This is a genomic window from Heyndrickxia oleronia (assembly GCF_017809215.1).
In the GTDB taxonomy this organism is placed as follows: domain Bacteria; phylum Bacillota; class Bacilli; order Bacillales; family Bacillaceae_C; genus Heyndrickxia; species Heyndrickxia oleronia.
This window is the reverse complement of sequence record NZ_CP065424.1, coordinates 1,221,164-1,247,493: the sequence shown is the minus strand read 5'-3', so window position 1 is coordinate 1,247,493 and position 26,330 is coordinate 1,221,164. Positions and strand designations below refer to the sequence as shown.

25 protein-coding genes and 1 pseudogene are annotated in these 26,330 nt (G+C 33.0%); 3 read left to right on the top strand and 23 right to left on the bottom strand.

What is annotated here, in order from left to right; translation table 11 throughout:
- The first annotated feature begins 186 nt into the window (after positions 1-186).
- Positions 187-432: a hypothetical protein gene (locus tag I5818_RS06260; protein WP_078109825.1), complete on the top strand. Its 246-nt coding sequence runs from the start codon at positions 187-189 to the stop codon at positions 430-432.
- 185 nt (positions 433-617) lie between these two features.
- Here I5818_RS06260 and I5818_RS06255 read toward each other — a convergent pair whose 3' ends face one another.
- The 5 genes from I5818_RS06255 to I5818_RS06235 all read right to left on the bottom strand — a co-directional run bounded on the left by I5818_RS06255 (position 618) and on the right by I5818_RS06235 (position 4,943).
- Positions 618-1,916, bottom strand: coding sequence for a globin-coupled sensor protein (locus I5818_RS06255; protein ID WP_078109824.1), 1,299 nt, complete (start codon positions 1,914-1,916; stop codon positions 618-620).
- Positions 1,917-1,962: 46 nt separating this feature from the next.
- Positions 1,963-2,244 (bottom strand): late competence development ComFB family protein, encoded by a 282-nt coding sequence (locus tag I5818_RS06250; RefSeq protein ID WP_058002941.1) that lies wholly within the window; start codon positions 2,242-2,244, stop codon positions 1,963-1,965.
- 121 nt (positions 2,245-2,365) lie between these two features.
- Positions 2,366-2,737 (bottom strand): flagellar protein FlaG, encoded by a 372-nt coding sequence (gene flaG / locus I5818_RS06245; RefSeq protein ID WP_235849593.1) that lies wholly within the window; start codon positions 2,735-2,737, stop codon positions 2,366-2,368.
- A gap of 125 nt (positions 2,738-2,862) precedes the next feature.
- Entirely contained in the window at positions 2,863-4,617 is a 1,755-nt protein-coding gene (locus I5818_RS06240; RefSeq protein WP_078109823.1) for a methyl-accepting chemotaxis protein, read from the bottom strand.
- On the bottom strand, positions 4,614-4,943 hold the full coding sequence (locus tag I5818_RS06235) for a hypothetical protein (protein ID WP_078109822.1): 330 nt from the start codon (positions 4,941-4,943) through the stop codon (positions 4,614-4,616). Before I5818_RS06235 ends, I5818_RS06240 begins: the two co-directional genes overlap by 4 nt.
- A gap of 374 nt (positions 4,944-5,317) precedes the next feature.
- On the opposite strand from I5818_RS06235, the gene I5818_RS06230 reads away from it, so the two are divergent.
- The gene (locus tag I5818_RS06230; RefSeq protein ID WP_071976525.1) at positions 5,318-5,428 is read left to right on the top strand and encodes a YjcZ family sporulation protein; all 111 of its coding nucleotides are present in this window, start codon (positions 5,318-5,320) and stop codon (positions 5,426-5,428) included.
- A 79-nt stretch (positions 5,429-5,507) separates the two neighbouring features.
- Here the strand turns inward: I5818_RS06230 and I5818_RS06225 are convergent, their stop codons facing one another.
- Entirely contained in the window at positions 5,508-7,175 is a 1,668-nt protein-coding gene (locus I5818_RS06225) for an ATP-binding protein (RefSeq protein WP_169846882.1), read from the bottom strand.
- 292 nt (positions 7,176-7,467) lie between these two features.
- Positions 7,468-8,682, bottom strand: coding sequence for a formaldehyde dehydrogenase, glutathione-independent (gene fdhA, locus I5818_RS06220; protein ID WP_078109820.1), 1,215 nt, complete (start codon positions 8,680-8,682; stop codon positions 7,468-7,470).
- 247 nt (positions 8,683-8,929) lie between these two features.
- Here fdhA and I5818_RS06215 point away from each other — a divergent pair, with 247 nt between their 5' ends.
- Positions 8,930-10,687, top strand: coding sequence for a sigma-54-dependent Fis family transcriptional regulator (locus I5818_RS06215; protein ID WP_078109819.1), 1,758 nt, complete (start codon positions 8,930-8,932; stop codon positions 10,685-10,687).
- Between the two features lie 226 nt (positions 10,688-10,913).
- On the opposite strand, the gene I5818_RS06210 is transcribed toward I5818_RS06215, so the two are convergent.
- The 16 genes and pseudogenes from I5818_RS06210 to fliW all read right to left on the bottom strand — a co-directional run bounded on the left by I5818_RS06210 (position 10,914) and on the right by fliW (position 26,326).
- Positions 10,914-11,483, bottom strand: a complete 570-nt coding sequence (locus tag I5818_RS06210; RefSeq protein WP_078109818.1) for a hypothetical protein — start codon at positions 11,481-11,483, stop codon at positions 10,914-10,916.
- 206 nt (positions 11,484-11,689) lie between these two features.
- Entirely contained in the window at positions 11,690-12,163 is a 474-nt protein-coding gene (locus tag I5818_RS06205) for a hypothetical protein (RefSeq protein WP_209391875.1), read from the bottom strand.
- A gap of 161 nt (positions 12,164-12,324) precedes the next feature.
- Positions 12,325-13,212, bottom strand: a pseudogene (locus I5818_RS26015) (IS3 family transposase); the annotation flags it as partial.
- Entirely contained in the window at positions 13,176-13,370 is a 195-nt protein-coding gene (locus tag I5818_RS26010) for a hypothetical protein (RefSeq protein ID WP_235849609.1), read from the bottom strand. The gene I5818_RS26010 and the pseudogene I5818_RS26015, both read right to left, overlap by 37 nt.
- Positions 13,371-13,429: 59 nt before the next feature.
- Positions 13,430-13,726 carry a transposase gene (locus I5818_RS26005; protein ID WP_235849611.1) on the bottom strand — a complete coding sequence of 99 codons (297 nt, stop codon included), beginning with the start codon at positions 13,724-13,726 and terminating at the stop codon, positions 13,430-13,432.
- Positions 13,727-13,805: 79 nt separating this feature from the next.
- A complete protein-coding gene (gene fliT / locus I5818_RS06195; protein ID WP_078111321.1) occupies positions 13,806-14,153 on the bottom strand; it encodes a flagellar protein FliT in 348 nt (115 codons plus the stop codon).
- Entirely contained in the window at positions 14,153-14,557 is a 405-nt protein-coding gene (gene fliS / locus I5818_RS06190) for a flagellar export chaperone FliS (protein ID WP_078111320.1), read from the bottom strand. Before fliS ends, fliT begins: the two co-directional genes overlap by 1 nt.
- Before the next feature lie 23 nt (positions 14,558-14,580).
- Complete coding sequence (locus I5818_RS06185; RefSeq protein WP_078111319.1) at positions 14,581-16,083, bottom strand: flagellar hook-associated protein 2; 1,503 nt, start codon at positions 16,081-16,083, stop codon at positions 14,581-14,583.
- 1,164 nt (positions 16,084-17,247) lie between these two features.
- The gene (locus tag I5818_RS06180; protein WP_078111331.1) at positions 17,248-18,405 is read right to left on the bottom strand and encodes an acylneuraminate cytidylyltransferase; all 1,158 of its coding nucleotides are present in this window, start codon (positions 18,403-18,405) and stop codon (positions 17,248-17,250) included.
- Positions 18,405-19,277 carry an N-acetylneuraminate synthase family protein gene (locus I5818_RS06175; RefSeq protein WP_078111332.1) on the bottom strand — a complete coding sequence of 291 codons (873 nt, stop codon included), beginning with the start codon at positions 19,275-19,277 and terminating at the stop codon, positions 18,405-18,407. Before I5818_RS06175 ends, I5818_RS06180 begins: the two co-directional genes overlap by 1 nt.
- Before the next feature lie 152 nt (positions 19,278-19,429).
- Positions 19,430-20,581 carry a polysaccharide pyruvyl transferase family protein gene (locus tag I5818_RS06170; RefSeq protein ID WP_209391874.1) on the bottom strand — a complete coding sequence of 384 codons (1,152 nt, stop codon included), beginning with the start codon at positions 20,579-20,581 and terminating at the stop codon, positions 19,430-19,432.
- Positions 20,582-20,612: 31 nt separating this feature from the next.
- Positions 20,613-22,478 carry a motility associated factor glycosyltransferase family protein gene (locus I5818_RS06165; protein WP_209391873.1) on the bottom strand — a complete coding sequence of 622 codons (1,866 nt, stop codon included), beginning with the start codon at positions 22,476-22,478 and terminating at the stop codon, positions 20,613-20,615.
- Complete coding sequence (locus tag I5818_RS06160; RefSeq protein WP_209391872.1) at positions 22,465-23,100, bottom strand: DUF8042 domain-containing protein; 636 nt, start codon at positions 23,098-23,100, stop codon at positions 22,465-22,467. Before I5818_RS06160 ends, I5818_RS06165 begins: the two co-directional genes overlap by 14 nt.
- A 1,501-nt stretch (positions 23,101-24,601) precedes the next feature.
- On the bottom strand, positions 24,602-25,501 hold the full coding sequence (gene hag, locus I5818_RS06155; RefSeq protein ID WP_078110596.1) for a flagellin Hag: 900 nt from the start codon (positions 25,499-25,501) through the stop codon (positions 24,602-24,604).
- 146 nt (positions 25,502-25,647) lie between these two features.
- Positions 25,648-25,875 carry a carbon storage regulator CsrA gene (gene csrA / locus I5818_RS06150; protein ID WP_078110597.1) on the bottom strand — a complete coding sequence of 76 codons (228 nt, stop codon included), beginning with the start codon at positions 25,873-25,875 and terminating at the stop codon, positions 25,648-25,650.
- A 4-nt stretch (positions 25,876-25,879) separates the two neighbouring features.
- The gene (gene fliW, locus I5818_RS06145) at positions 25,880-26,326 is read right to left on the bottom strand and encodes a flagellar assembly protein FliW (protein WP_078110598.1); all 447 of its coding nucleotides are present in this window, start codon (positions 26,324-26,326) and stop codon (positions 25,880-25,882) included.
- Positions 26,327-26,330: the final 4 nt, after the last annotated feature.

Genomic DNA, 26,330 nt, shown 5'->3' with positions numbered 1-26,330 from the left:
TCTGTATTTTTTGAAACCCCTTCCAATGACTTTATGAAACAAGATAAGCTTTTTAGAAAGTTCAATTTGATTAGTAATTTTTTCATTACTAAGTGGGACATTTACCCAGTCCATTTTTTAACCAGCTTCATACTATTTAGGGAATATGTAATAAAAATTCAAAGAGAAAAAAGAGGAGGATATTTGATGAACCCTGAATATTATCAAATCCCAAATTGGAATGTGAACATGGATCAAAGGCAGTTTGGACGGCCATTTTTCGGAAGACCTTTTTTTGGGAGACCTTTTTACGGTAGACCATTTTTTGGAGGGCCATTTGTCGGAGGATTTCTCGGAGGTCTAGCAACCACAGCTTTATTAGGCCCTGCCCTTTATGGTGGGTATCCTTATGGATATGGGTATGGGTATGGCTATCCTGGATTTTTCTGGTAATAAATATATTTAATAAAATAAATGGCTCTTTTTTTCGAGACGTAGCCTTTATTAGGATAAACGGCGGTAATAGGTACTTTCCAAATGCTACCGACTTGACAAAAACACCCAACTGAAAATATAAGAGGGAATGATGTGCACTGCGCCTCATTCCCTCTTTTCGCTGATTGATTAATTTATGCTGCTTAAAATTTTTGAGAAAGCTTCATTAAATACTCCGATGAACCGGAAATTTGCTCCATTAGCTTCGTAACTTGATGAATGATGTCAGATGTTTGCGTTAATTCTGCCTTCGTCACACCACTTTGGTGTTTATTTTTCTCAGCAGCTTGAAGTATCTTTTCAAAAAATACATCCATATTGGAAATTTCTTTTGAGCTTTCTTGGGTCAAATGAGATACCTCTTCAACTGATGAAGTTACATCTTCAATCTGGCCATTAATTCCTTCGATTAATGTTGAAACATTACCGATGGATTTTTTTGTTTCTTCTGCTAGCTTTCTAACCTCGTCAGCAACAACGGAAAATCCTCTGCCATATTCGCCTGCTCTTGCTGATTCGATCGCTGCATTTAAAGCCAGTAAATTCGTTTGTTCTGCAATACTCGTAATAATCGAAATAATTGAATGCACTTGTTCTGAAGCCTTTTTTAAATCTTTCACTCGATCATTAATTGTTCTTGTGCTCGTTTCGATATTATTAATTAATTGCTGCTCTTGATGTAATTTGTCTTTACTGCTATGCGCTTCATTTTCCATTATATTTGCGATTTCAACATTTTCATTGGCTACTGCAAGCATATCAACAGATTGTTGGTTTAATTGTGTCATAAACTCATTTGTTCGATCAGAGAAATTTGATAATGTTTCAGACACATCGGCAATTTTTTGCTCTATTAAGATTCTCTCTTCTTCATGCTTTTTCCGAAATCTACGAAACTCTTTTTCATATGCCTCAAGAACAATTTGTTGTTCAAAATTAAGGAGTTTAGAAATACTTTTAATAATCTCAATCACTTCAGCTTTAGATTCAATATTTTCTTCTACAATTTCCATTAATGAGAAAAATAAATTTTGAAAGGCACCTAGATACCATTTCGGTTCTAGACCGATTTGAAGGTGGATAATCGCAATTTTAATTCGTTTTTCAACAAATTCCTGATTTATCTTCCCTTCAAACATTTCACAAATATGTCGTCTTAATGTTTGACTCAAACGTTCGATGCTGCTGTATTGATTAATGATTTCAAAAAGATTTGGCTGTTCTCCTAATGCTTTATAAAAATCGTCCACAATTTTATCGATATTTTGATCTACGAAAGTCTTAATTGATGCAATGGCGCGAATATCTTCCTTTGTAAAATGAATCATTTCCATTTGCTTCATTAACTCTTGATCTGACAAATCTAAGGTTATTGACACTGGTAATCTATCTTGCTGTTTAACTGTACTCTTGCTGTTTTCTGTTTTTTTAAACCAACTCATAAGCTCCCCCTAGTATGTTAACAATTCAAATTGCTGCTTTATTTACTTAGTCTACTCGATTCGAACAACGTTGATTTTTTGAAACTGTTTCTGCTGCTTGGAACAAAATGCTAATAATGTTCGCTGCGCCTTGACGGTCAGCGGTATAATAGGCGCGAACAAAAGGACTTGCCCCTTCATTTACAATATATTTAGGTGGTAAATGATTTAATGACAAAGCCATCACATCATCAATACAGCGTTCACAGGTACAAGGTAATCTTAATTGTTCCATATGCTCCATAAGTGCATTACGGACAATTTCCTCCATTACATTAAAAATAGGCATAATAATAACCTCCACAAGGAAATTTTGGTTGTACTAAACAACAAATTTTCCCTCTAAAAAAATCCCCTCATGAAAGGGCTGTCTGAAATGCAAAAAGTCAGACAGCCCTTTTCTTCCGATATCAAATCTTTTTATCTACCATAATACCGAGAAATTCAGTCATCGCAGCATACATATCAAGCATTTTCTTAGAAGGAATTTCCTTCACCACTTCTTGTGTGGAATCGTCGACAACAGTAACATAATACTCATTTAATTTATCATGAAACTCAAATTTCAAATGAGTATTCGATGCAGAAACAAATTCGTTCATGCTATCTACCACTTTTTCTAACTTTGCCTTATCTTTTTCATTTACATTTGTTTCGGGATTGCCCCCATCTTTTTTCGGCAATGGAACCGGTTCTAATGCATGATCATTTTTCATTTCTCCACGAGTGGAATTTGATATCGTTGAAATCGGTTGAACCTGTCCCCCTATACGGTCCATCATCTTTACCTCTCCCCTTTTGAATATTCTATCATTAATATCGGCAGAGAATTGGAAAAGTTTAGCTTAAGGGACAAAGGGTCGGTTCTCTTGTCCCACCGGGACGTCGGAACCGACCCCTGTCCCTTTTATAATTGATATTTTTGAATGGTGCGGTTTAATTCTTCACTTAATTTACTTAGATTTTCTGCAAGTGTTGCACTGTTTTCCATTGCGTTCATTTGTTCGTCGACAGATGCCGTGATTTCCTCTGCAGAAGCTGCCGATTGTTGTGAAACAGCTGCTATGTTTTGGATGGCTCCAGTGATTTGTTCACTTTTAGCTGTTATGGTATCAATTTCTTTACTTAAATATTTAATTGCTTTCACCGTTCTAGATACAGTTGAATGGATATGCTCGAATTCATTTTCCGTTTTCTCTACTACTTCATTCATTTGTTGTGAATGCTGAATTGTGTTTGACATGGCCATGACGGTTGATTCGGTTTCCTTCTCAATTTCGGCAATCATTTGTTGGATTTCCATCGTTGCCTGGTTAGAGCCTTCTGCAAGCTTCCTTACCTCTTGGGCAACAACCGCAAAGCCTTTTCCATGTTCTCCAGCTCTTGCTGCCTCAATACTTGCATTTAAAGCTAATAGATTTGTTTGTTCAGAAATGCCATTGATGGTCTTCGTAATGCTAGAAATGTTTTGAATTTTATTATATAGATTCGTAATTCCAACACTAATTTCATCTGATGCCTTAACGGATTCATCATTTGATTTTCGTAGTAACTCAATCATCTTCATGCCATTAGATGCTGCTTCTTCAGAAATATCGGTCGTACTCTTCATCAGATGGTGATGTTCATTCATTTTCTCAATCGATTCAGTTAGTAATTCTATGTTTTTACTTGTATCTTCAGTATCAGCAGCCTGAGCAACCATTCCATTCGTAATTTCTCCAAGTGCATGTCCAACTTCTTCACCACTCGCTGATGTTTCTTCAGATATAGCTGATAAATTTGTTGCAGAATCTACTAAGTTCGTACTTAATCCTTGTAATTGTCTTACCATTGTTTTTAATTCCATGACCATTTTATTAAATGAAAAACTTAGATGTCCTAGTTCATCGGATGATTCAGGAAGTTTTTCTATGTTTAAATTTCCGTTAGCGATTTCCAAAGAAGCATCGGAGATTTTTTCAAGCAATCTAAATTTCTTTCTTGCTACAGTGTAGAAAATAGCTAAGCAGATTACTGAAATACCTACGCAAAGGATGATGGTTAACCATTTCATCATATGTAAAGAATCATAGAATTCATCCGTATATGCCCCAATCCCAATATTCCAATCCCAAGGCTCGAAATAAGTCATATATGAGATTTTTTCACGAGCTGTATCTTCACCTGGATTTTTCCAATCATATACATAAAAATGATCCTTTGCATTTTCAGCTTGTGCAGCCTTAATTAAATGATCACGAGTTTCAACTGACGTTTTTGATGTATCATTCGTACCAATTGGTGTTAGTGGATTTAAACTAACCTCACGATTTGATTTTAGGGCAAAAATATATCCATTCTTTTTATAAACAAATGGAGATTGTGAAAAATTATAGATTTCTTTACCTTTACCATTATCTATTTTTGGTCCATTTAAAATTTCCCTAGCTTTTTCCTGTGCCTCTTCCAAAGTGAGAGACCCCTCTTTAACTGCATTGTTTAAAGCCTCTAATGTGGCCATTGATGTATTTACTAAGTGTTGTAAATCTAATTTCCCACTTTCAATAAGTTCCTTTTTAGCAAAAGTATAGTTCACCACGCCGATGGTCGTACTAATAATGACCGTCATAACTAAAATGGCAAATAATAATTTCACCGAAATTTTATTTAGTGCCTTCACTTGAATCCCTTCTTTTCTTTATAAGCTAAAATACCTAATAGTATATATTTCATATATGAACTCACATCTGACTGTCTCTCATTAATCATTGTAAGCATATGTATTAACTCGACAATTTCCTTTCGTTTTAAGTTTTCTAGTAGGACATCTACCACTTGACCTTTTGTCAATTTTATTAAAGTTTCTTCATTTAATTGTATCGTCATATTTTTAATAGAGTTTAGGTATTGATTTAACATATGTTTTACTTGATTATGACTGAGACAAATTTCCGAATAAATACTTTCAAAACTTTCATTTGGTACTAGACCATATTCTATGGCCATGATCATCAGTTCCTTTCATTTCTCTATCTCTCTATTTTTTTGCATAAAAAAAGACCATCCATATGATGAATAAGCCATTCCCTAAAGACCTATCTCCTACTCCATACGTTTAACTTTATTAATAATTAACTAAATACTAAACTTCCAATTTCACATTATACTCCCTCTAATGAATAAAATTGTTAATGTCTGAAAAATGAATTTTGTGAATCCGCTTACAACTTTCGACTTTTTTCGCTAAAAACCGACTTTCCTGTATCTCCTAATTAGCATCCTTTAACACTTTAACGTATTGGGGGTCAGACCCCCCTATATAATTTCTTTTAACCAAATTGGGTCATATACATAAAATAATCCGAATGGGAGGTGTTTTTATGAGTGAAGTTGTAGCTGGTGGTGGACTTGGTGCCGGATTTGCTTTAATTGTTGTGTTGTTTATTTTACTTATCATTATTGGAGCTTCTTTTGTTGGAGGCATATATTAATAATAGTAAAAAAGATTAAGGCCGCAACAAAGGCGGCCTTTTTATTACGTGTTATCATCCTTTTACAACCCGATAATCCTTATAAAGGAAGGGTTAGTTCAATCTTTGTCCCTTTATTTTCTTCACTTTCAATCGTAACGGTTCCTTTATGATTTTCAATAATTTTTTTACTTACCATAAATCCAAGTCCCGTTCCTTCTTCCTTCGTAGTATAGAAGGGCTGTCCTAATTTATCTAGTACATTACTCGGGATGCCACAGCCATCATCAATAAAGCTAATCAGAACCTTTTCATTCCCCTTCTTTTCTAACCGAATAACAAGCTTCCCTCCATCGGCCATTGCCTCAATCGCGTTTTTTATAAAATTAATACAGACTTGTTTAATTTGATTTTCTTCACATTTGATAAATAATTCTTCCGTTTCAAATTCAGTTATCATTAGAACACTATTCATATTTGCTTGAGCATCCATTAGAACGATTACATCATTTAGCAACATACATAGATTAATCGAAACAAGATTCATCTCTTGTGGTTTTGCAAGTAATAATAATTCACTAAGTATCGTTTCGATCCTTTCTATTTCTGATAAAATAATGTCATAATAAGTATTATTCTTTAATGTATCGGATTGAAGAAGTTGAAAAAATCCTTTTATTGACGTAATAGGATTGCGGATTTCATGAGCAATCCCTGCCGCAAGTTCACCAGCGATTGAAAGTTGTTCACTTCTTATTAATAGCTCCTGTGCCTGTTTCTTCTCACTGATATCCTTAATGATGACTGCCCAACCATCATTATAATTTTCTGCATTCAATAAAGGAAAACATGAGACTAGCACATGAATCAAATGACCATCCTTCGTATTTCTTACTGTTTCATACTCAACAATCTTTTCTCCACGTAATGTAAAGCTCCTATTTCTATAAAATTCGAACTTTCGGTCTTCTGGAAGAATAGGTAACTCTGTTGCATGTAACCCTAATATGCTCTCTCGAGACCACCCAAAGGTTTTTTCAAACGCTAGATTGACTGAGATGACTCGATCAGAATGATCATAAATAATGACAGGATCTAAATTATTGGTTATAAAGGATTGTAATTGATGCTTCGTTGCCTTTAATTTATTTGCTGTTTTATTATGTATTTCTTGAACCGATAAGGACGGATAAACCATCCCACCCATTTTATATAATGTTGATTTAACCAATTCAGTATCTGTCATGAGATACTCATGACTTCTTTGTAATTTATTTTGAAGCGATGCTGTAACATACTGACCGTCGTAGGCACAAACAGAGATAATCCCTGATTTCTCTATATTTTGATCCGAAACATATTCATAGTGTTCAAGTTCTAAATGATCAACGTCTTTTTCCCGCCATTCAACATGTGCCCATGTGCGAATAGGAATTCCTTCTTCGAAAAAAGGGGCCAACAGGCGATTAAAATGACGAATAATACTATCACAATGAAAATCTCCGTGTAATCGATAAAACTCAGCATTATTCACATAATGTAAAAATGACATATCGTCCGATTGAAGTATTTCTTTTAAACGATGAACAATAAGATTATAGCGTTCATCATTATCAATTAATAATAGTTGATTCCCTTGTTTATACCCCGTTAAAATATATGAAATTGCATTTTTCAAATAGCCATCCAATGAATCATACATATATAAAATATGCCCATGGTTCGAAATTTCTGCCAGTTGTGTTAATTGCAAAATTCTCTCTTTCATTGCACACCCCTCAAACCGTTGAAAAATTATCATTCTAGTACTTAAGCAATAAAAGATTCACCAGTCATAACGATACCATTATTATACAATAAACCTCTACGCTGTCGTGTATTATCATTCGCTTTTCTAAATAATTTAATATAATTGGGACAATGGACCGGATCTTATGTCCCAATTTTCCCACAAAAAATAAGCCTCCAAAAATAATTGGAGGCTTATTTTAATGAGGTTTTTCTACACTTTTTGTTCTCATAGTAGAATTCTTTAATGACTTGTCGGACCCTTCACCAACTTATTTCACAAGCCCATGTGGATCGATTACATATTTTCTAGATGCACCTTGATCAAATTCCTGATAGCTCCTAGGAGCATCGTCTAAGGAAATCACTGTTGCATTCACAGCCTTTGCAATTTGGGCTCTACCACTAAGAATCGCGGACATTAAATCACGATGATATCTCATGACTGGGGTTTGCCCTGTTACAAATGTATGTGCTTTTGCCCAGCCTAATCCAAGACGGACTTTTAACGTTCCAATTTTGGCATCCTCATCAATACCACCAGGATCACCGGTTACATAAAGACCTGGAATTCCAAGCCTTCCCCCTGCACGTGTCACTTGCATAATCGAATTTAGTACGGTTGCAGGGGCTTCCCCAGCATTGGCACCATGTCCAGATGCTTCAAACCCTACACAGTCAACAGCACAATCCACTTCTGGAATTCCAAGTATCTGCTCAATTTGTTCTCCAAGATTAGTATGTTCACGCAGGTTAACCGTTTCACATCCAAAGCTTTTCGCCTGTGCTAAACGTTCTGCATTTAAATCACCTACAATGACAACAGCTGCTCCTAATAATTGCGCCGAATGAGCAGCAGCCAAACCAACTGGTCCCGCTCCAGCAATATACACGGTCGAACCTGGTTTCACTCCAGCACTTACTGCACCATGATAACCTGTTGGGAATATATCGGAAAGCATCGTTAAATCTCTAATTTTCTCCATTGCTTGGTCCTTATCAGGGAACTTTAATAATTGGAAGTCAGCATAAGGCACCATTACATATTCGGATTGCCCTCCTACCCAACCGCCCATATCTACATAACCATAAGCAGAGCCCGGACGATCTGGATTTACATTTTCACAAATATGGGTTGATCCCTCTTTACAGCTACGACACCGTCCACAAGCAATATTAAATGGCACCGATACAAGATCACCCTTTTTAATAAATTCCACATCACTACCTACCTCAATGACTTCTCCTGTAATTTCATGTCCAAGCACTAAGCCAGTAGGGGCTGTTGTTCTCCCGCGGACCATATGTTGATCACTACCACAAATATTTGTCGTTACAACCTTTAAAATCACTCCATGATTACATTTGCGTCCCACATTTAACGGATTCACCCCAGGTCCATCCCTTAACACTAAATCAGGAAAACCAATATCCTGTACCTCAACTTTCCCAGGTCCCATATATGCCACTGCTCTGTTTCCAACCATTTAGCTTCCTCCCCTTTTTTATAAATAATGTATTGCTCGTTCTATTAATAAGCAATTTCCATGCCAACTTATAAAAGCAGGAATTTTCGGCAAACTTAATTGCTCAACCAAACGAGATGTCCTAAACATCAACAAACAGTGTCCTAAATTAGTACAGGATGAAAGACATGCGCAATTTTTAGTGCATCTTAAACGATGAAAGCTAATATATTTCAGTAAAAGCTATTTGATAAAGGAGGAAAAAATAATGTCACCTCTACGTATGATGGATCCCAAAGATTTGATCACCCAGTCCTGGAGACGCTGTCAAGAATATGGGCTCGACCCTAATGGACCTATGAATAATCAGCTTTTAACCGGAATCGACTTGGAAAAAGCTCTCGCAAAAAATCAATTCCTACTTGACCAGACCACACCTTTATTGGAAAAGCTGTACAAAACCCTTCCGAACAAGGGATTAGTGACTGTCATCGTAGATCGGAATGGAATCATTATTCAAAAAGCAGGAAAATTAGAATTAGATGTTGCTTTCAACTATATGGAGGTTGGCGCAAACTGGTCGGAGGAAATAAAAGGGACAAATGCTATTGGTCTTGCCCTACATGAAAAAAGATTAGTCACCACCCACGCAGAGCATCACTTCTTTGTCAAAAACCATATTCTTACCTGTGCGGCAAGCCCCATTTATTCTCCAAGTGGTGAGTTTATTGGTGCGATTAATATTAGTGCACGCAAGGAGGATTTTCACCCATCGATGATTGCATTAGTTAGTATGATGGCTGAATCAGTGTATAATCGCTTAATTCTTGAGCAGGCAAATCAAGAAAAACTGTTAGCTACGAAGGAATTAGAACTAACGACAAATTATTATCCCTTCCCGCTCATAACTCTCGACCAAGAACGAAGAATCATACGTGCAAACCATGCAACTCATAGGCTCCTTGGGAAGGATTGTCTTGGAAAAGAGTTCTACCATAAGGAAGGACAGGCAATCGGGGTGATCTCTGATCAAGCAAATCAATCTGCGCGCTCCATTGTTTCATTACATACAACTAGAAAAAAGGATTCACAGCTTTATTCAACAGCAGAAATTATCGGCAGTAGTCCGCAAATCACAAAAATAAAAAAAATGATTAACAAAGCAGCCTTTACAGACTATCCAGTCATCATTTACGGCGAAAGTGGGACAGGCAAAGAATTAGTTGCTCAAGCCTTGCACACATCAAGCCCTCGTAAACCGCAGCCATTTATAGCAGTTAATTGTAGTGCTATCCCTGAAAGTTTAATAGAAAGTGAACTCTTTGGGTATGAACGCGGGGCATTTACAGGTGCAAATCGAGAAGGTGGACCAGGGAAATTCGAAGCAGCCAACGGAGGTACCCTTTTCCTTGATGAAATTGGTGACATGTCCAAAAAAGCACAAGCAGCCTTACTCCGCGTATTACAAGAAAAAAAGGTCACTCGCATTGGTGGAATAAAGGAGAAAACCATTGACACCAGAATCATCGCTGCAACAAATAAAAACTTACGTGAAGAGGTTCAGGAAGGACGATTTAGAGAGGATTTGTATTACCGTTTAAAAGGCATCTTCATCACACTTCCCCCATTAAGGGAAAGATCAGACATCCTCGAACTAACCGATCATTTACTATTACAACTTAATCACCCTTTTCTTCAACTAACAAATGATGCAAAAGAAAAGCTCCAATCCTACCATTGGCCGGGAAATATTCGCGAATTGCACAGTGTTCTCATGCAAGCCGCTTTTCTGATAGAAGGAAATGAAATCGGTGTAGAGGATTTACAATTTATAAATGAGTATGAACAAAAAAGCGAATCAACAAATTCATTTGAGCCGCCCCCTCCTCTGATCAACACTGAAAGGGAGGCCATTAAAACTGCTTTACATGCTACTGAATGGAATATCAGCAAAGCTGCGAGTTTGTTGAAAATAAGTAGGAATACCTTGTATTTAAAAATAAAAAAGTATCAGTTGAAGCCGTGATAACCTAGAGATTGCAGACTTATTCTATGCAAAAAATCAAACACAAATGATCATCGGATCTATTAAAAATTATCGGCTACTGCTTAGAGACGGTTTAACAACTAGAAAAAGAATCCGAGTAGCCGCTTTCTTTGATTATCTAAAAGCGTGTGATACCATAGACCTTTTGATAAGCTATATTCGATAATTTATTGGAGTACGTTTTTTAGAGGGTCTTATTTTATCGTTAATCCATTTTTTCCATCAATAAATTTAGCTCAGCTTCTAATGATGTTCCATTGTTCTTTTTGGTAATCTCGAAGGGTTTTTTATATAGACAAGCATATTTCAAATCCAAAAATCCATCGATAGGAAATGTATAACCTTGCCATTCTTGTCGATATCCCAAAATCCCCCGTTGTTTAATCACCCGATCCAACTCTTTGACCACACATAAAACAAATTCATTAAAGTTACATTTTGCCTCTAATACTTTTCTAATTAATTGAGAATCTCCTTTTCTATCAATCATCGGGTTTTGCCATTCTGTAATCTTAATTTCTAAGTCTTCAAAATCACGCTTGAGTTCCCAACGCAATAAATATGTGCCTGTCTCCCACGTAATCCCTCCATTTATTTTGTGAAACGCTCCTTCTTTCCAGCTTAATTTACATAAAGGATGGACAGATGCCAAATAAGAAACAAAATCACCAAGCGCATCCGAATGAAAGGTCGGATAAAATTCAAACCTTTCCTTCCCCATCTCTAATACACAAGTTGCATTCCCACTTTTTATATAGTCATATGAAAACTTCAAAATGATCACCTCTATTATTTTGACAACATACTTACTATCTATTTCTTTCGATCATAATTAAATCCTTCTTCTATTAACCTACATATTTAAGACTATTTTTATGTAAGGAAAATAGGCAAATTTAATCGTAAACATGAAAGTCAAATAAATAGGCATCCGTCACCTTTGTTCTTCCATAATCGAAAGCTGGGACATGAAACCTGACCCTAGTGTCCCAGCTTTAGCTTCTTCTCTAATTTAGTAATAAATTTATAAAAGCCGATCAAAATCAATAACAAGATAGGATCCATAAAGCAGGAATACCAGAACTTCCACCAACCATAATGAAAATATCCCCATGGTGGTGGTAGATTGACCAACATTTCATATAGTAATAAAAGTATGGTCCAAATGATTATATATAATGCCTTTCCTTTCACTGATCTACCAAAAGGAAAGTACTCTAAAAACAGGACATTGATTGGGGGAATTAAAAGGGTGTAAGCGGGAAACGCTAAATAATCAATCCCCTGTGTCAAATACCAATACCCATGATATTTTAAATCGATAAATGTATCGAAGAGTAATTGTAAAGAGATTGTGAAAAGCCAGATATGAACAATTTTATTTGCTGACATCTCTTTTACGAACTTATATGCGATAACATTGAAAACAATAGTAGAAGTGTATAGTAAGAACATTTTTAGCCTCGGAGTGGTTTTAGTTAGTTATTTGTAAATTTTTGGGTAATTATTCGTTTAAAGACATCTTTCTGAAATTATTTTTTAGTCTAGAACAAATAAATCTCAAATACACAAAAAAGGATAACTCTGTACTGAACCCCAAAAGTTAGACTAAATATTTAAGCTGCTAATCGGCTGGTATGAAGACGGTATTCAACCGGGCTCATGCCAGCCAATTTTGCTTTTATTCGTTCATTATTATAATAATAAATATAGTTTGTAATAGCCTGTTTTAACTCTTCAAAAGAGTGATAAATTCTACCGTAGTACATTTCTTGCTTCATAATGCCAAAGAAATTTTCCATAGGTGAATTATCTAGACAGTTCCCCTTTCTGGACATGCTTTGAAATATATTATTATCTTTTATTTTTTTTACATATGCTTTCATTTGATATGCCCACCCTTGATCAGAGTGAACGGTTGTTCTATATGGGCAATCTTTTGTTCGTTCAATGGCTTCTTCTAAAGCCTCCATTATAGCTTTTGAATTTGGTCGTTCTGATACCCTAAAGGCTAGAATTTCACCGTTATACATATCTAAAAATGGATCTAAATAGGCTTTCTTGATGATCATATTTCCTTTAGAATCGGCCGTGTAGTATCTAAATTCTGATGTATCAGTTGTCATTTTTTGATGTGGAATGTTTGTATCAAATCTACGGTGGATAAGGTTCTTCGCAATCTTACCGATCGTTCCTTTGTAAGTACTAAATTTACGAGACTTACGTGTGAAGGATTTACAAGTAATGCCGAGTTTATTTGTAATCCGTAGAATTTTCTTGTGATTTACAACATAACCACGCTTACGTAATTCCATATCAATTCGACGATATCCATAATTTCCTGTATGCTTATCAACGATTTCTTTAATAACCTTTTCTATTTCTTCATCTGGACTAGGTTCATCAAATCGTTTTTGCCAGTACATATAAGTTGCCTTTGGAAAACCTGTTGCTTCAAGGATAACGGCTAGTTTGAATTTTTTTCTGAGTTCATGGATGACTCTCGATTCTGTTTTAGCAGTCGGCTCGGAATATTTATCCCTGAAGCTCGGAGCTTTTTTAAATAGGCATCCTCCGCACGAAGTAACTCTATCTCTTTTTCAAGTTGTTGTTCTTTCGTTAACTTTTTCTCTGAGTTTTTCTTCTTTTGTTTATTTGACATTGATGGACGCCCCCTTAGTTTAGAGAGTCCTTCAATGCCTTCGTTTTGCCATGTACGCATCAAATTGCAATCATTGGTGGCTCATGAATACCGAATTTTATAGCAACTGATTCAAAGGATTCTCCTGTTCTTAATTTATAGTTTAGGACATCTAACTTAAATTGAACAGGATAAGTAGTCGGGGATTTCTTTCTAAGAAAACCATCCTTTCCAAATTGCCTAAAGGTATTAACCCATTTTGCTACATTCGTTGAGCTTCTAACTCCAAACTTTTTAGCTATGGAATCATAGCCACCTTCTCCTGAAAGATAAGCATCTACAACTTGTTGCTTAAATCCTTCATCGTATTTGACCATAAAAAACACCCCAAAAGTTAGATTTTTGGTCTAACTTTTGGGGTGCACATCACTCGTTTGAACGATGTTATCCTTTTTTCTATTTTCTTTTATCGTAGAAATAACCGTCTGTCTGCATGTTTTGATAGGGATTAATATATTTATTCATGGATGTTTTTTTCTTTGATAAGCTATTTATATCTTTTTGTATATTTTGCTTTTGAATATTTAATAGATTTTGAAGCGTGTCATTCATTAGTACAATTTTTTCGCCTATTATTTGTTCTTCTTTGGAAAAAGGAGGTTTAATCATCCTTAAAAGCTGTTCTCTTTCGTCTAATAATTCTTCAATCATGGTTATGAATTCTTCACGATTTTGTTCATTGACTTTTTGAACAGATGTGATTAGTTTTTCTGTAAGTGAGAAACATTTCTGAACTGCACTCATTATGCTTGTCCACTATTTGAGCCAAATTGTTGTTGGCGGTTTATTTGGATCACTTGCTTCCATGTATCACGAAATTCAGTTACTAAACCTTCTACTTCGTCCAATATGGCAATTTCGTTCTTAATATTAGCATCAATTAATCTACGATTAATATAGTCATAGAGTGACATCATGTTTTTAGCTACTTCTAAATCCATTTTTAGTGTAACCATTAGCTCTTGAATAATATTTTGGGCTTTTTGGATATTAGTATTTTTCTCTGGAATATTATTATTTACCATTGCTTTTTTTGCGAGTTGTATAAATTTTAAGCACCCATTATATAGCATCAGTGTGAGTTCTCCTGGAGATGCTGTTGTAATGGAATTGTTTTGATAAGTTTGATAAGGATTATTAACTGCCATTTTATGACCCTCTCATTTCAATTTCATGAACTAAAGAATTGCGATAAGTATGCTGATTGCTGGTTTGCTCTTTGAATAGCAGTCTCCATTGCTGAAAATTGCCGATAATAGCGGCTTTCAATATCTTTCAAGCGATCTTGCAGACTATCAATACTTTTATCAACATTATCTAATAATTTTCCTAATGTAAAAGTATTGTTCACACTTGTAGCTTTACCAGCTTTTTCATCAATTTTTTCCATAGTATTTTTTAATGTATCACGCAAACGTCTGCCTAATCCTTTTTCCGCAGTTGTATCTCCATCATTTGCAAATATTGAATACACAGCATTTGGATCCTTTTCTATCGCTGCTCTAAGTTTATCCTCATCAATTGTAAGTTTTCCACCATCAAGATAATTAGCAGTAGTTGTTATCCCTATTTCTGATAATTGATTCATTCCAGTAAGCCCACTCACTGGAGAATATAAATTTGTACGCATTTCAGTCAAACTGGAGGATAAAATAGAATCTCCATAAAGCATTCCGCTCTTTGCTTTTTCTTCCCAAAGCTCTATTTCCTTATCTTTCATATCTGCTTTTTGTTCTGCTGTTAGTGGCTGAAAATCTCTATAACGCTTTTCAGTTACTTTTCCATTTACTTTTTCAACTAGCTTATTATACTCATCAACAAATTTGACAATCTTATCTACAACTGCATCAACATCAGTTGAAGAACTAAATGTAACACTCTTTCCCGGCTTTCCCTCTTTCAAAGTAATCTCAAATCCATTAATTTGGAATGTATTTGAGGTACGTGTTGTTTCAATACCGTTAAAAGTAAACGAGGCATTTGTCCCAGCTGTCCTTTTTGTTTCAGTATCAGTAACATTATCAGCAACTTTCAATTTTTCAAAAAGAATACCAGTTAAAGACAAGTCAACATCCGTTGTACCTTCTCTAGTAGTACCGGTATTCTTTGAAGTAAGAGAAACTTTTCCCGTTTTCGAATCAACAAACATTGTTGCTCCAGTTTCTTGATTCACTTTCTTGACGACATCATCTAAGGAATCTTTATCCGCATCAAATTTGACTTCTTTTTCTTCCAGTTTTCCGTCAGCTGTGATTGCTTTTACTTTTATGGATTGACTACCTTTTACATCAGTAAATATCTCACTTACTTTTTTTGAAGAATCGATAGAAGTGCCAATTGTTCCCCCAACTACAGAACTAGAGGTGGCTAGACTATTCACTGTAATCGTTCCAGAAAAATCGGAAGTTGAATTTACATTTCTAACCGATATAAGATCGGGATCAGATACATTCACCTTCTTTTGAGTATAAGTACTTTGTTTCAAGATATTGTCAAAAATTGAATTATTAAAATTGAACATCATCGTTCTAATTTCTCGAAAATCATCACGTTGCCATTCGTACTTTTGTTTTTGCTGTGTTAATTTATCTAATGGTGCTCTTTCCGCCTTCATTAAATTTTCAACAAGTGAATCAATGTCCATCCCACTTGCAAGACCACTAATTCTTACCATGTTATTCACATCCTTATATATTTTCTACCATTCATTTGATATAAGGTTAAAAAAATGTAATATTTATAGTTTCCGTTTAAATGGTAATCTATTATTTATATCGTCTCTAATTTGATAAAGTTTAAGGATATTATTTTTAGTTATTAATAAAATTTCCCCAAATTTAATGAATGTAAAAAAATAACCTTAACTATTTCGAGTTTTATCAAGAATTATATTATCTTAAAAGTCATAAAATTCCTTTCAATGTTTGTTATTTCTAAAAAAAATGACTTTTACTGGTAGCAATATAATTGTCTGTATTAAAGACATAATCTTATTAGATATAAGCTGACCTAGTTCTTGACTCTACATATTGTAGTTTACTACACTCACATCTGCTATATTAATTCCATGTACAATTCAAATTTGAATCGCACTTATTTTTTGCCCTATCATTGGAAATAGTTTAAATTGCATAATCAAAATTTCTTTATCGAGGATCTAATAATAATGTTACATCACTACAATTATTCCCTTTTGTGTGACTATTTATTTTATCTATTTGTAATGTAATAGATAAATTAGAAAATGATACCAAGTCATATATACAGCCATCCGTTACCTTCAATTATATTTGATAGTTTTTGATTACTTTTTTTGGAACTCCATATTGTGTTTTAAACTCTACTAAGATAAAACTTGAAGGACCATTATTGATTGCAACGCAAGTAGAATTTAATAACATATTGAGTGTCTTTAAAACTTACAAGGATTCCATCAAACCCGTAATGTAGAACCATTTATCGTACTATAATCCAAAATTTCATATCAGCATAAGAACCTATATAAAAGAAAGTAAAACTATGGACTTACTAATAACTTCACAGGATAGTAGTACCATCAGTTGAACCATCTATTCCTAAATCACATAAACATCCTATATGTTTTGATTCAATGTTTGCTGTTTATTTGAATGGGATCAATTATTAATGCTTATAGACTATGTTTTATTTTCATGCTTTTCACATTTATCAATCAGAAATTTTTAATCGTTAATATCCATCTGATTATCAATATTTTGTATTTATTAGTCCTTAAAAATATTAAGGATTTCGAATGTATGGGAACAAACTAAAGAGAGGAAAACTCCTCAAAACATAACTACCAACACCTGTAACTATATTAAGAGAGAAATAATTCACATATTTCTCTAACAGCACCTTGGCCTCCATTCTTCTTAGTTACATAATCTGATATTTCTTTTACGCAGCGCATTCCATCATTCACCGTAAAAGCCAATCCTACCAATTTCATGGCATCTAAATCATTAATATCGTCTCCAATATAAGCAATGTTTTCATAGTGTAAATTATATTTTTCTATTAATTGATTTAAAATTTTTGTTTTGTCTTTTATACCACAATATACTTCACTTATACCCATTTTTTTAGCTCTATTTCTTACTATTTGTACATCTTCACCCGTAATAATGGCAATTTCGATTCCTATTTCTTTTAACTTACTTATTCCCATACCATCTTTTGTATTGAATTTTTTTATTTCATCTCCATTTTCCGTATAATACATACCACCGTCTGTAAGTACACCGTCACAGTCAGTAATTAACATCTTTATTTTTGAAATTTTATTTTTTATTTCATTCTGGTTTTTATTACTAATTAGTAAATGCTCTATTATAGTCCAGTCTGATGGTTCATCAATTTCAAAGTAGCTTTCTTCCGACATTATTTTGTATCCAATTTTCCCAGAAATCCTACATCCACTTTTCAATAATGCATTTCTACTAGTTATATAGAATGCACCATTTTCAACGAGATAACCACTCATTTCCTGCCTTCTAGGGCGGTTGATCGGATCATAATTTATTGGAAATACACCCGCATCATTTTCTTTCCAAATAAATCTCTTTTGTTCAACTACAGATAATAAACTATCAAGCTTATTTTCTTCCAACTTTTGTATGGCCTGTGATAAATCTTCAGCTTTTAATAAAGGAGATGTTGCTTGGATAAAAACTAAGTTTTCAAACATATATTTTCTTGCAAATTCTAATAACACAATTTCGGATGAGGCTGTATCTACTGCTGATTCTATAGAACGACCTATAACAGTTACATTAGGTAAATTAAACCCTTCCACAACATCTTTAATCTCTGGTGAATCAGTTGCAACAAATATATGATCAATTTCTTTACACTTGGAAGCGGCCTCTAATGTCCATTCAATAAGCGGCTTTCCTGCAATATGCATAATATTTTTCAATGGTATTGACTTGCTTCCGCCTCTTGCTGGTATCAATGCAACATTTTTATAATCCATTATACAAACTCTCTTTCTCTCCACTTTAATTTATCCCTCTGTACCTTTTCAATGTCTAATACATCCTCAGATTTATATGTTAATGCCTCTTCAACTGCTTTTATATCCCTTACTAGTCTTCTTAAACCATCTGGCTCTAGTGAAGCAGCATGATCAGTACCCTTCCAGGTTCTGTCTAACGTAAAGTGTCTCTCAATTATGTTCGCACCTAAAGTAAATGCAGCAATATCCACAGCTATCCCCAAGTGATGGCCCGAAAATCCTATTTCCTTTACCCTTTTTCCATATTCATTTTTAAGTCTAGTAATCTCTAATAAACACACATCTTTAAATGGAACTGGATAACCTGAAGTACAACTATATAAAACTAGGTCTTTATTCCTTTTTCTTTCTTCAAAAAAACTCACAATTTTTTCCTCTTCTTCTTTTGTAGTCATCCCTAACGATAAGTGAATTTCTCCTTTATAATGGTCACATATCCAACTCAACATTTCAAAATGCAAGTTACATGCTGAGGGTATCTTAATTAATTCTGGGTTCAAACTAGTTATTTCCTTTGCAGACGTCAAATCCCAAACAGACGTACTATAAGTCACACCGTACTCTTCACACCATTTCTTTAATTGTTTATGCTGGTCTAAATTGAATTCTAGAAACTCCCTATGTTCTCCATAAGTTTTCCCATATGAATTAATAGGGTTAGGATGTGGTGAATTATATTGTTCAGGAGTTAACAATTCCTTGTTGTTCCTTTTTTGAAATTTAATTATATCTACATTACAAAATATAGCTGCTGTTTTAATGAATTCGTAAGCAATTTCCATATCTCCCTTATGGTTACAACCAACCTCTGCAATTACTCTTTTTCTCATTTTTTTCTCCTTTTAATGTATTATCATATTGATGACTATACAATTTAGAAAGATACTTCAAAACAAACTAAATTTAATTGTCTAAAATACTATTCCAAATGAAGTATATTATAATTTTAATTAATATTTGAATTTAAACTTTTTCTTTTATGTCAAATAATTTTTTTCTCATTTAACCAACACTTTAATTCAGAATAAACGCTACTTTTTTCAATAAGTACATGTTCTCTAACTTCATGATAACTTTCATTTAACATATCACAGTATCTATTATTTTTAATTATGTTACTCAATTCTTGTTCTAATCTATCAAAGAAAGTTGGGTTATCAATTTCGATTTTTCTATCTGGTATTCCTAATTCATCATATAAATTTCCATGTTTTGGGTAAGTAATAAGCCCTAGGGAAGGAACCCCCAAAGACATTGAACATACATTCGCGTGAAACCTCATTCCAAAAATCATTTCACAATCTTTATAGCATCTAAATGTCTTTAATTCTTGCCCCTGTATAAGTGGAGCAATTGATATTCTAGTTCTAGCGTACTCATTTTTAATCAATTTTAAAATATCCAAAATAGCAATATAATCACTCTGTATATGTGGTAATAAATATATATTATAATTTGTATTTGATAGAAAATAATTAATTTGTTTTGATAAATTATTAATAAAAATATTATAATCAATATTCTTATATCGAATTCCAGCCATATCTATGGCTATATTAAAACCTATAGATTTAATTTCCTTTTTGGCTTTATAACGTTTAATAGTCTCCACTTCGCTTAAAAAGAAACCATGATCAGGTATTTTGTAAATAAGACTAGAAAATTCATCAAAATACTTTTGAATAATTCTATATGAGCCATCATTTCTAACTGTAAAAAAAACATTATTCATAGAAAATAACTGTTCAAGGAACAGTCTAAATTTTTTAATGTTATTTAAATTAGTTCCTTTGGTGTCATCAATTCCAATGCCATTAATAAAAATAGGTACTTTAATCTTTCTCAATACTTCTAATTTTATATTAAATGTAGTTCCGGTTGATGAATAATCCCAGCATAGCTCAAAAAAATTCCCTCCACCAATAATTAATAAATCGTATTGGTTTACAAAATCAACAAAATTCTCATCGAATTGTTTTTTATTCCATTTTAAATAAAAATCTCTCATTTCTAGCTTTTCAATAACAACTTCTTCAACAAACAACTTTTTAAATTGAGTATAAAACCCCTCGTGGTTTGCTACGTCTCCGATATTACCGGCAAAACTAGCTAAATGAATAATTCTTACTGCCATATTTATTACCTACTTTATTTAGTATATATATCTACTTTAAGCTATTATTAAAGATCTTTTTATCAAGTTCCATAAAATATTTTTGTACAATATTAAAGTTAAGTTCACAATCCTTTATAAAGCGCCCAAACATTTCAATTACATATTCGCCCTTTTCCATCATGTTTTTTTTAAAGCGTATATTCTTACTTGCTTCAGAAAGTCGTTTATTTTGAACTCTTAACATTGGGGAAACAAACGCCTGAAAATAGTTATTATTTTTCAGTTTATTAAATTCTTTATCAAATTTAATAAACTGATATTCTAAATTATTTAAATTTCGCTTTTCTATAGATATATTTATATCTTTAAGCTTCTCAATTATATTAAATATATATTTTTCACATTGTTTTTCTAATAATTTCAGCTCTCTTAACTTTTTCTTTACATTTGCTAAATCATATCCATTATCCACTTTATGCCACGCTTGTTGTACAATGTTTTCTTTTTTTAATTTGTGAGCTATTAAGTCTGATAAAGTGGTAAAAGTTGTCCCTTCAATATGTGCTCCACCTTTTGTAGTATTGATAACATTGGTGTTATTAAATAATCTAATATATAGTTCAAGTTGTTTTCGTATAGTATTATACATTTCAGAAGTCTTAATATTATTTCCTTCTGTGTCCTTAACAATCAATGCATTCTGCATTTCTTTTATTGACAATTTGTTAGGTATATGGCTGTAATTAATACCTTCCGCAAATCGTTGATTATCACGAAATCCCAAATTTTGTCCAACCAATATTATTTGACTAAATCCTAATAAATTTAGTAATTGAAAAGTTACTACTGCAATGGATGGTGCATCATTAACTATCTTAATATTCCCCGAAGCACCTAGTAAAGTTGGAGATACAGTATCCTGATTCGTGATCATATGAAGCATAGGTCCTGGATAATCATTTAATGTTTCAAAACCAACTGAACTACCAAATATAAGAGGAATATTAGAAATGTTTTTATCTTTTACTTTTTTAATTACATTTTGATTCCTCTCTTTTGGGTCGTATGTACAAGTTGCATCCGGATATATATCATGCTCTACAAGTGCATTAATAGCTGAACCAACTGAGAATATATATGCAAGTCCTTTCTCTTTGATATACCTTAAATTCTCAATTTCATCTGACAATGATGGTCCAGCTGCTACAAGTATTACAGGTTTTTCACGGAATGCATTTTTATCAACATCCTGAAGTATATTAGCTGTTTTGAGTACATAAGGGAAATTCTTAATAGAATTGATCGTCCACCTCTTTTGAAATGATGCATCCACTATTAAGCTACTTTTTTTATCTTTAAGTAATTCCTTTATTGACTCCATGATTATAGAAACTTCATTTTTATACATCTTTTCATAAACAGGCAATGGAGCAATAAGGATATTATTCCCTACACACTGAATAAGACGTTGAATTTCATATCGTAATGAATTTTCATCTGTACAAGAGAATATCATTTGTAAGTTGGAAATAGGAAGTTCTTTTAAGTTATACTTGGACAAATAATGGTAGAGGATTTCCTTATTAGGCTCATAAATTGAAAATTTCATACCAGGATACTTATTCATTAATTGCTTAATATGATAACCAATTCCGGTACCAATAAAAAGAACGTGATCGTATTTATCAATATCTTTTAATTGTATAATTAATCTCTCAGCTTCAGATTCAGGATCATACTTACTATGTAAATATTGTGTTTTTCCATTAAAATTAATTTTTATTGTCAGTGGTCCTTTTTTTGACTGTTCGAAAATTAAATTATCAATACTTAAATTAGACATAAATTCATCCAACTCATTTAATAATTTTCGATGGTTTATTCGTAAAATATTTCTATTATCAATTAAGATCATGACGACAACCCTCTAAATCAATAGTTGTTTGAATAACAGATTTTACTCTTTCAAAAATTGATAAGATTTCGTATTGAATAATATCAGCAATTAAGACATTATCATCATTTTCTACTGCTACTTCTAAATTTTTTATTTCATTTTCTAATTTCTTACTAAGATTTAAGTATTCATTCCAGTTATTAGGTTGTTCTTTAATCTTATTTATAGTGTGAATCATTTGATTTAACCATTGAATTCCTTCTAACATTTGTGAAAATTTATTCCAACCTTCTGTAGATGAATTTTGGTAAAATTCATTAGACAACAAAGAAACTTCTGGTATAGCTCGATCAAGATATCCTTCCGCAGTCAGTAACAATTCATTAATAAATTCACCAACAGTTTTTGTAATTACTTTAATTTGCTTTATTTGTGTTAAATGATCTAATAAATATATTTCAAAATCCTCATAAACTTCCTTGCCATCTATAATTAAATGACTAAAAAATACTCCATCTTCTAATATTTCATGTATCTTTTCGATAATAATCTCAACATTGGTCTGTTTATTTAATTGAAAGGAATGTTCCTGATAAATTAGTTCCATAATTGTGAGATCCTCCATTTGGCAATTTTGCAAAAGCTTATTCTCTCTATTTGTTATATCGACTAATTTAGATATTTTTTTATATTATATAGGTTAAAAACTATTATTTCATTTATAAACCAAATTTTGATAACCAATTTTCCACCCAAATAATCAACCAATAGAATTATATACTTTAACAAATTAATCTTATAATCTTTAAAATATTATATAAAAAGTATAATTTCCACACTATTTCACATAGAGTTTTTATGCTACTTAATATACTTCTTTAATCTAAAAATCGCATACAGAACCGCTCAATACTTACAGAATATTGGAGGTGGAGAAATCAAAATATTTATCTAGATTATCGAAGAAAAAAAATAAAAAAAGAGAACATTGCTCCAAAACAAAACGAAAACAAAAATTATGTCATGTTTAAATGAACTTAGAATAAAGCGTCTTCTAATCCTAAAATTCTAAAGTTTTGTAAATCCTAGTAGGTTATATCTAATTATCCAAAGATTTCGACTCGTTATACATTAGTCATCTAATAGTTAATCAATTCAAAAATATAGAAACTTTCTTACAGCGTATAATTATCTTTACAATCCATAACATCAAAGGGCCTAGCTTTAAACTGTTTATAAAAAAATTGAATAACATTACTAAACACTATCTAAAAATAGTTTTCAAAAAAAATTTTTTGATAATTTATGATTCACTTCACAAATTACTAATAGAAGACCAAAAGATTGACTGACTGAATGAGTAGCAGATATTTTTTGTTCAATATAAATTAATAGATTAAAGCTATAGAAATTATTTCAATCAAAACTCTAAAATATTCCTAACAAAAATCAATTTTTGCTAGCAAATCAAAACCACCCGGGTACATGGGTGGTTTTGATTTGAACTGAAAGCCTCTGTTACTGATCATTCCTTAAAAGGGTTTTGCACTGTTCTCCACCGCACTACTTTCCCTGAAACCATTAAAGGCCCTTCTTTCTACTTTAGTTTCTGTCTTTAACATCCTCTCTAGTAAACGATCAAAATATTCTATCACACATATTTGTACTGAACTATAGCATATTTTAATTAATTTCTATTATCTTTTTGTTTCTTCCAATATAAAAAAACCACCATATAAAAAATTATGGTGGTTTCTAAACAAGTATTAACGAAGAAGTTGAAGAACTCCTTGTGGTTGTTGGTTGGCTTGCTTTGCCACTGTTCCTTTCGGATACAGAATAGACTATATCTTCATCCTTGAAATAACAAGGAGCTGGGCACTTCGAACAGTTTCACTGCCCTACGAGATTCATAATCATAGGAAAAATCACCCTTAGACTGTATTCTCTAGTCGTTGAACCTTTCCCACTCTTTCGAGACAGGGACTTGGCTGCTGATTATCCATTGTACATCTTTCCTTTTTTCTAACCATCACGTTTATCGTTTCCAATTACGTTGTGGTAAGAAAAGCTTTAGAAATTCCCAGCAATTCACCCAGTCATATTCTTACCCATTACTGGTTAAGACGCCCTATAACAAATTACCTTAAAAGTTGTAATACTCCCTGAGGCATTTGATTTGATTGAGCTAACATTGATTGTGCAGCTTGAGTTAGGATATTATTCTTTGTAAAAGCCATCATTTCTTTCGCCATATCTACATCACGAATACGAGATTCAGCAGCTGTTAAATTTTCACTAGAATTGTTTAAATTGTTAATTGTATGCTCTAAACGATTTTGCCATGCACCCATTTTAGAACGTTCAGCAGACACTTTTTCAATTGCATCATTAATAACTGTAATAGCAGCTTCAGCACCAGCTTGAGTAAGAACACCAACATTTCCAGATGCAGGTTCAGCTGTTAATGAATCGACCCCTGATACATATAGATCTGCAACTGATTTACCTGAAGCAACATTTCCACTTACAATTGTACCTAATTTATCAGTTCTCATGTCACTAAACTCAATATCTAATGTTTGACCTTCGTTAGCACCAATATGAAGCTTTTTACCAGAGAATGTACCATCTAAAAGTTTTTGTGTATTGAATTCAGAATTGTTACCAATTCTATCAACTTCTTCTTTCAATTGGTTAATTTCTTTTTGAATTTCCTTACGATCAGTAAACGTGTTTGTATCATTGGAAGCTTGAGTTGCTAGTTCACGCATACGTTGAAGGATTGAATGAGTTTCATTTAATGAACCCTCAGCTGTTTGGATTAAAGATACACCATCTTGAGCATTTTTAGCAGCCATATCTAAACCACGAATTTGACCACGCATTTTTTCAGAAATAGCAAGACCCGCTGCATCATCTCCAGCACGGTTGATACGAAGTCCAGATGATAATTTTTCCATGTTTTTAGATGCTGCTGAAGATCCAGCATTTAATTGGCGGTATGTGTTTAATGCCGCAATGTTATGATTGATAATCATATTTAGTTTCCTCCTTGAATATTGTTTTGTTCACGTCCTTGTGAACGAATATTTTAGTAAGTCACTAGGTCGGCCGCCCTAGTTCCTCCCTTACACTATTTATATCGTCAAGATTCGAAGAGGTTTAATAGTTTATTTAAAAAATTTTATTGTTTATTTGTTTTTGGGATAATTTTTAGTAAATCAGTAATTCCTCTTGCTGCACTTGTATTTTCCGATTGAATTTCCTGATAGACCTCTTTTCTATGAATTTCAATACTCCTTGGAGCAGTAATTCCGATTTTTATTTGATCTCCTTGAATAGAAACGACTTGAATTTCAATATCTTCTCCAATTTGAATAGATTCACCTTTTTTCCTTGATAATACTAACATCTCCTCACTCCTTTACTTTCTCATAATTTTCACTTAAGAGAAGGTGTTTAGTCTTATATTTTTTATCATTCAAAACAACCTGTTTAGATTTATTATTTTTTATATTAATAATAATAGGTGCTTGTAAATTTGCTGTGGTTTTACTAAAAGGTTCATGCACCGTAAGGATCACCATCACTTGTACGTCCTCTTCCGTTTCTATTTCTAGTGATTCAATTGTTTGAACGTCTAACTCAAACTCATAGTCGGTAAAAAAACTAAAAGGACTAGTTAATACAAATGCGATATCAGGGGACTTCAAAGATTGCATAATCATAAATACTTCATTTTCTGGTAAAGGCAAAATAATAAATTCTTTTTCTTCTGGAAACCCGGGGATTCCGTTTTCAAAAGCCCATTTCAAATCTTGATCCCATTCTATCTCACCATGATATTTCGTTTGTAACCTCATGCTC

Bases quoted from the DNA above. Each gene is read 5' to 3' on its own strand.
- I5818_RS06260 (WP_078109825.1), top strand. From the start codon at position 187: ATGAACCCTGAATATTATCAAATCCCAAATTGGAATGTGAACATGGAT.
- I5818_RS06255 (WP_078109824.1), bottom strand. From the start codon at position 1,916: ATGAGTTGGTTTAAAAAAACAGAAAACAGCAAGAGTACAGTTAAACAG.
- I5818_RS06250 (WP_058002941.1), bottom strand. From the start codon at position 2,244: ATGCCTATTTTTAATGTAATGGAGGAAATTGTCCGTAATGCACTTATG.
- flaG (WP_235849593.1), bottom strand. From the start codon at position 2,737: ATGATGGACCGTATAGGGGGACAGGTTCAACCGATTTCAACGATATCA.
- I5818_RS06235 (WP_078109822.1), bottom strand. From the start codon at position 4,943: ATGGCCATAGAATATGGTCTAGTACCAAATGAAAGTTTTGAAAGTATT.
- I5818_RS06230 (WP_071976525.1), top strand. From the start codon at position 5,318: ATGAGTGAAGTTGTAGCTGGTGGTGGACTTGGTGCCGGATTTGCTTTA.
- I5818_RS06225 (WP_169846882.1), bottom strand. From the start codon at position 7,175: ATGAAAGAGAGAATTTTGCAATTAACACAACTGGCAGAAATTTCGAAC.
- fdhA (WP_078109820.1), bottom strand. From the start codon at position 8,682: ATGGTTGGAAACAGAGCAGTGGCATATATGGGACCTGGGAAAGTTGAG.
- I5818_RS06215 (WP_078109819.1), top strand. From the start codon at position 8,930: ATGTCACCTCTACGTATGATGGATCCCAAAGATTTGATCACCCAGTCC.
- I5818_RS06205 (WP_209391875.1), bottom strand. From the start codon at position 12,163: ATGTTCTTACTATACACTTCTACTATTGTTTTCAATGTTATCGCATAT.
- I5818_RS26010 (WP_235849609.1), bottom strand. From the start codon at position 13,370: ATGTCAAATAAACAAAAGAAGAAAAACTCAGAGAAAAAGTTAACGAAA.
- I5818_RS26005 (WP_235849611.1), bottom strand. From the start codon at position 13,726: ATGGTCAAATACGATGAAGGATTTAAGCAACAAGTTGTAGATGCTTAT.
- fliT (WP_078111321.1), bottom strand. From the start codon at position 14,153: ATGAGTGCAGTTCAGAAATGTTTCTCACTTACAGAAAAACTAATCACA.
- fliS (WP_078111320.1), bottom strand. From the start codon at position 14,557: ATGGCAGTTAATAATCCTTATCAAACTTATCAAAACAATTCCATTACA.
- I5818_RS06185 (WP_078111319.1), bottom strand. From the start codon at position 16,083: ATGGTAAGAATTAGTGGTCTTGCAAGTGGGATGGACATTGATTCACTT.
- I5818_RS06180 (WP_078111331.1), bottom strand. From the start codon at position 18,405: ATGGATTATAAAAATGTTGCATTGATACCAGCAAGAGGCGGAAGCAAG.
- I5818_RS06175 (WP_078111332.1), bottom strand. From the start codon at position 19,277: ATGAGAAAAAGAGTAATTGCAGAGGTTGGTTGTAACCATAAGGGAGAT.
- I5818_RS06170 (WP_209391874.1), bottom strand. From the start codon at position 20,581: ATGGCAGTAAGAATTATTCATTTAGCTAGTTTTGCCGGTAATATCGGA.
- I5818_RS06165 (WP_209391873.1), bottom strand. From the start codon at position 22,478: ATGATCTTAATTGATAATAGAAATATTTTACGAATAAACCATCGAAAA.
- hag (WP_078110596.1), bottom strand. From the start codon at position 25,501: ATGATTATCAATCATAACATTGCGGCATTAAACACATACCGCCAATTA.
- csrA (WP_078110597.1), bottom strand. From the start codon at position 25,875: ATGTTAGTATTATCAAGGAAAAAAGGTGAATCTATTCAAATTGGAGAA.
- fliW (WP_078110598.1), bottom strand. From the start codon at position 26,326: ATGAGGTTACAAACGAAATATCATGGTGAGATAGAATGGGATCAAGAT.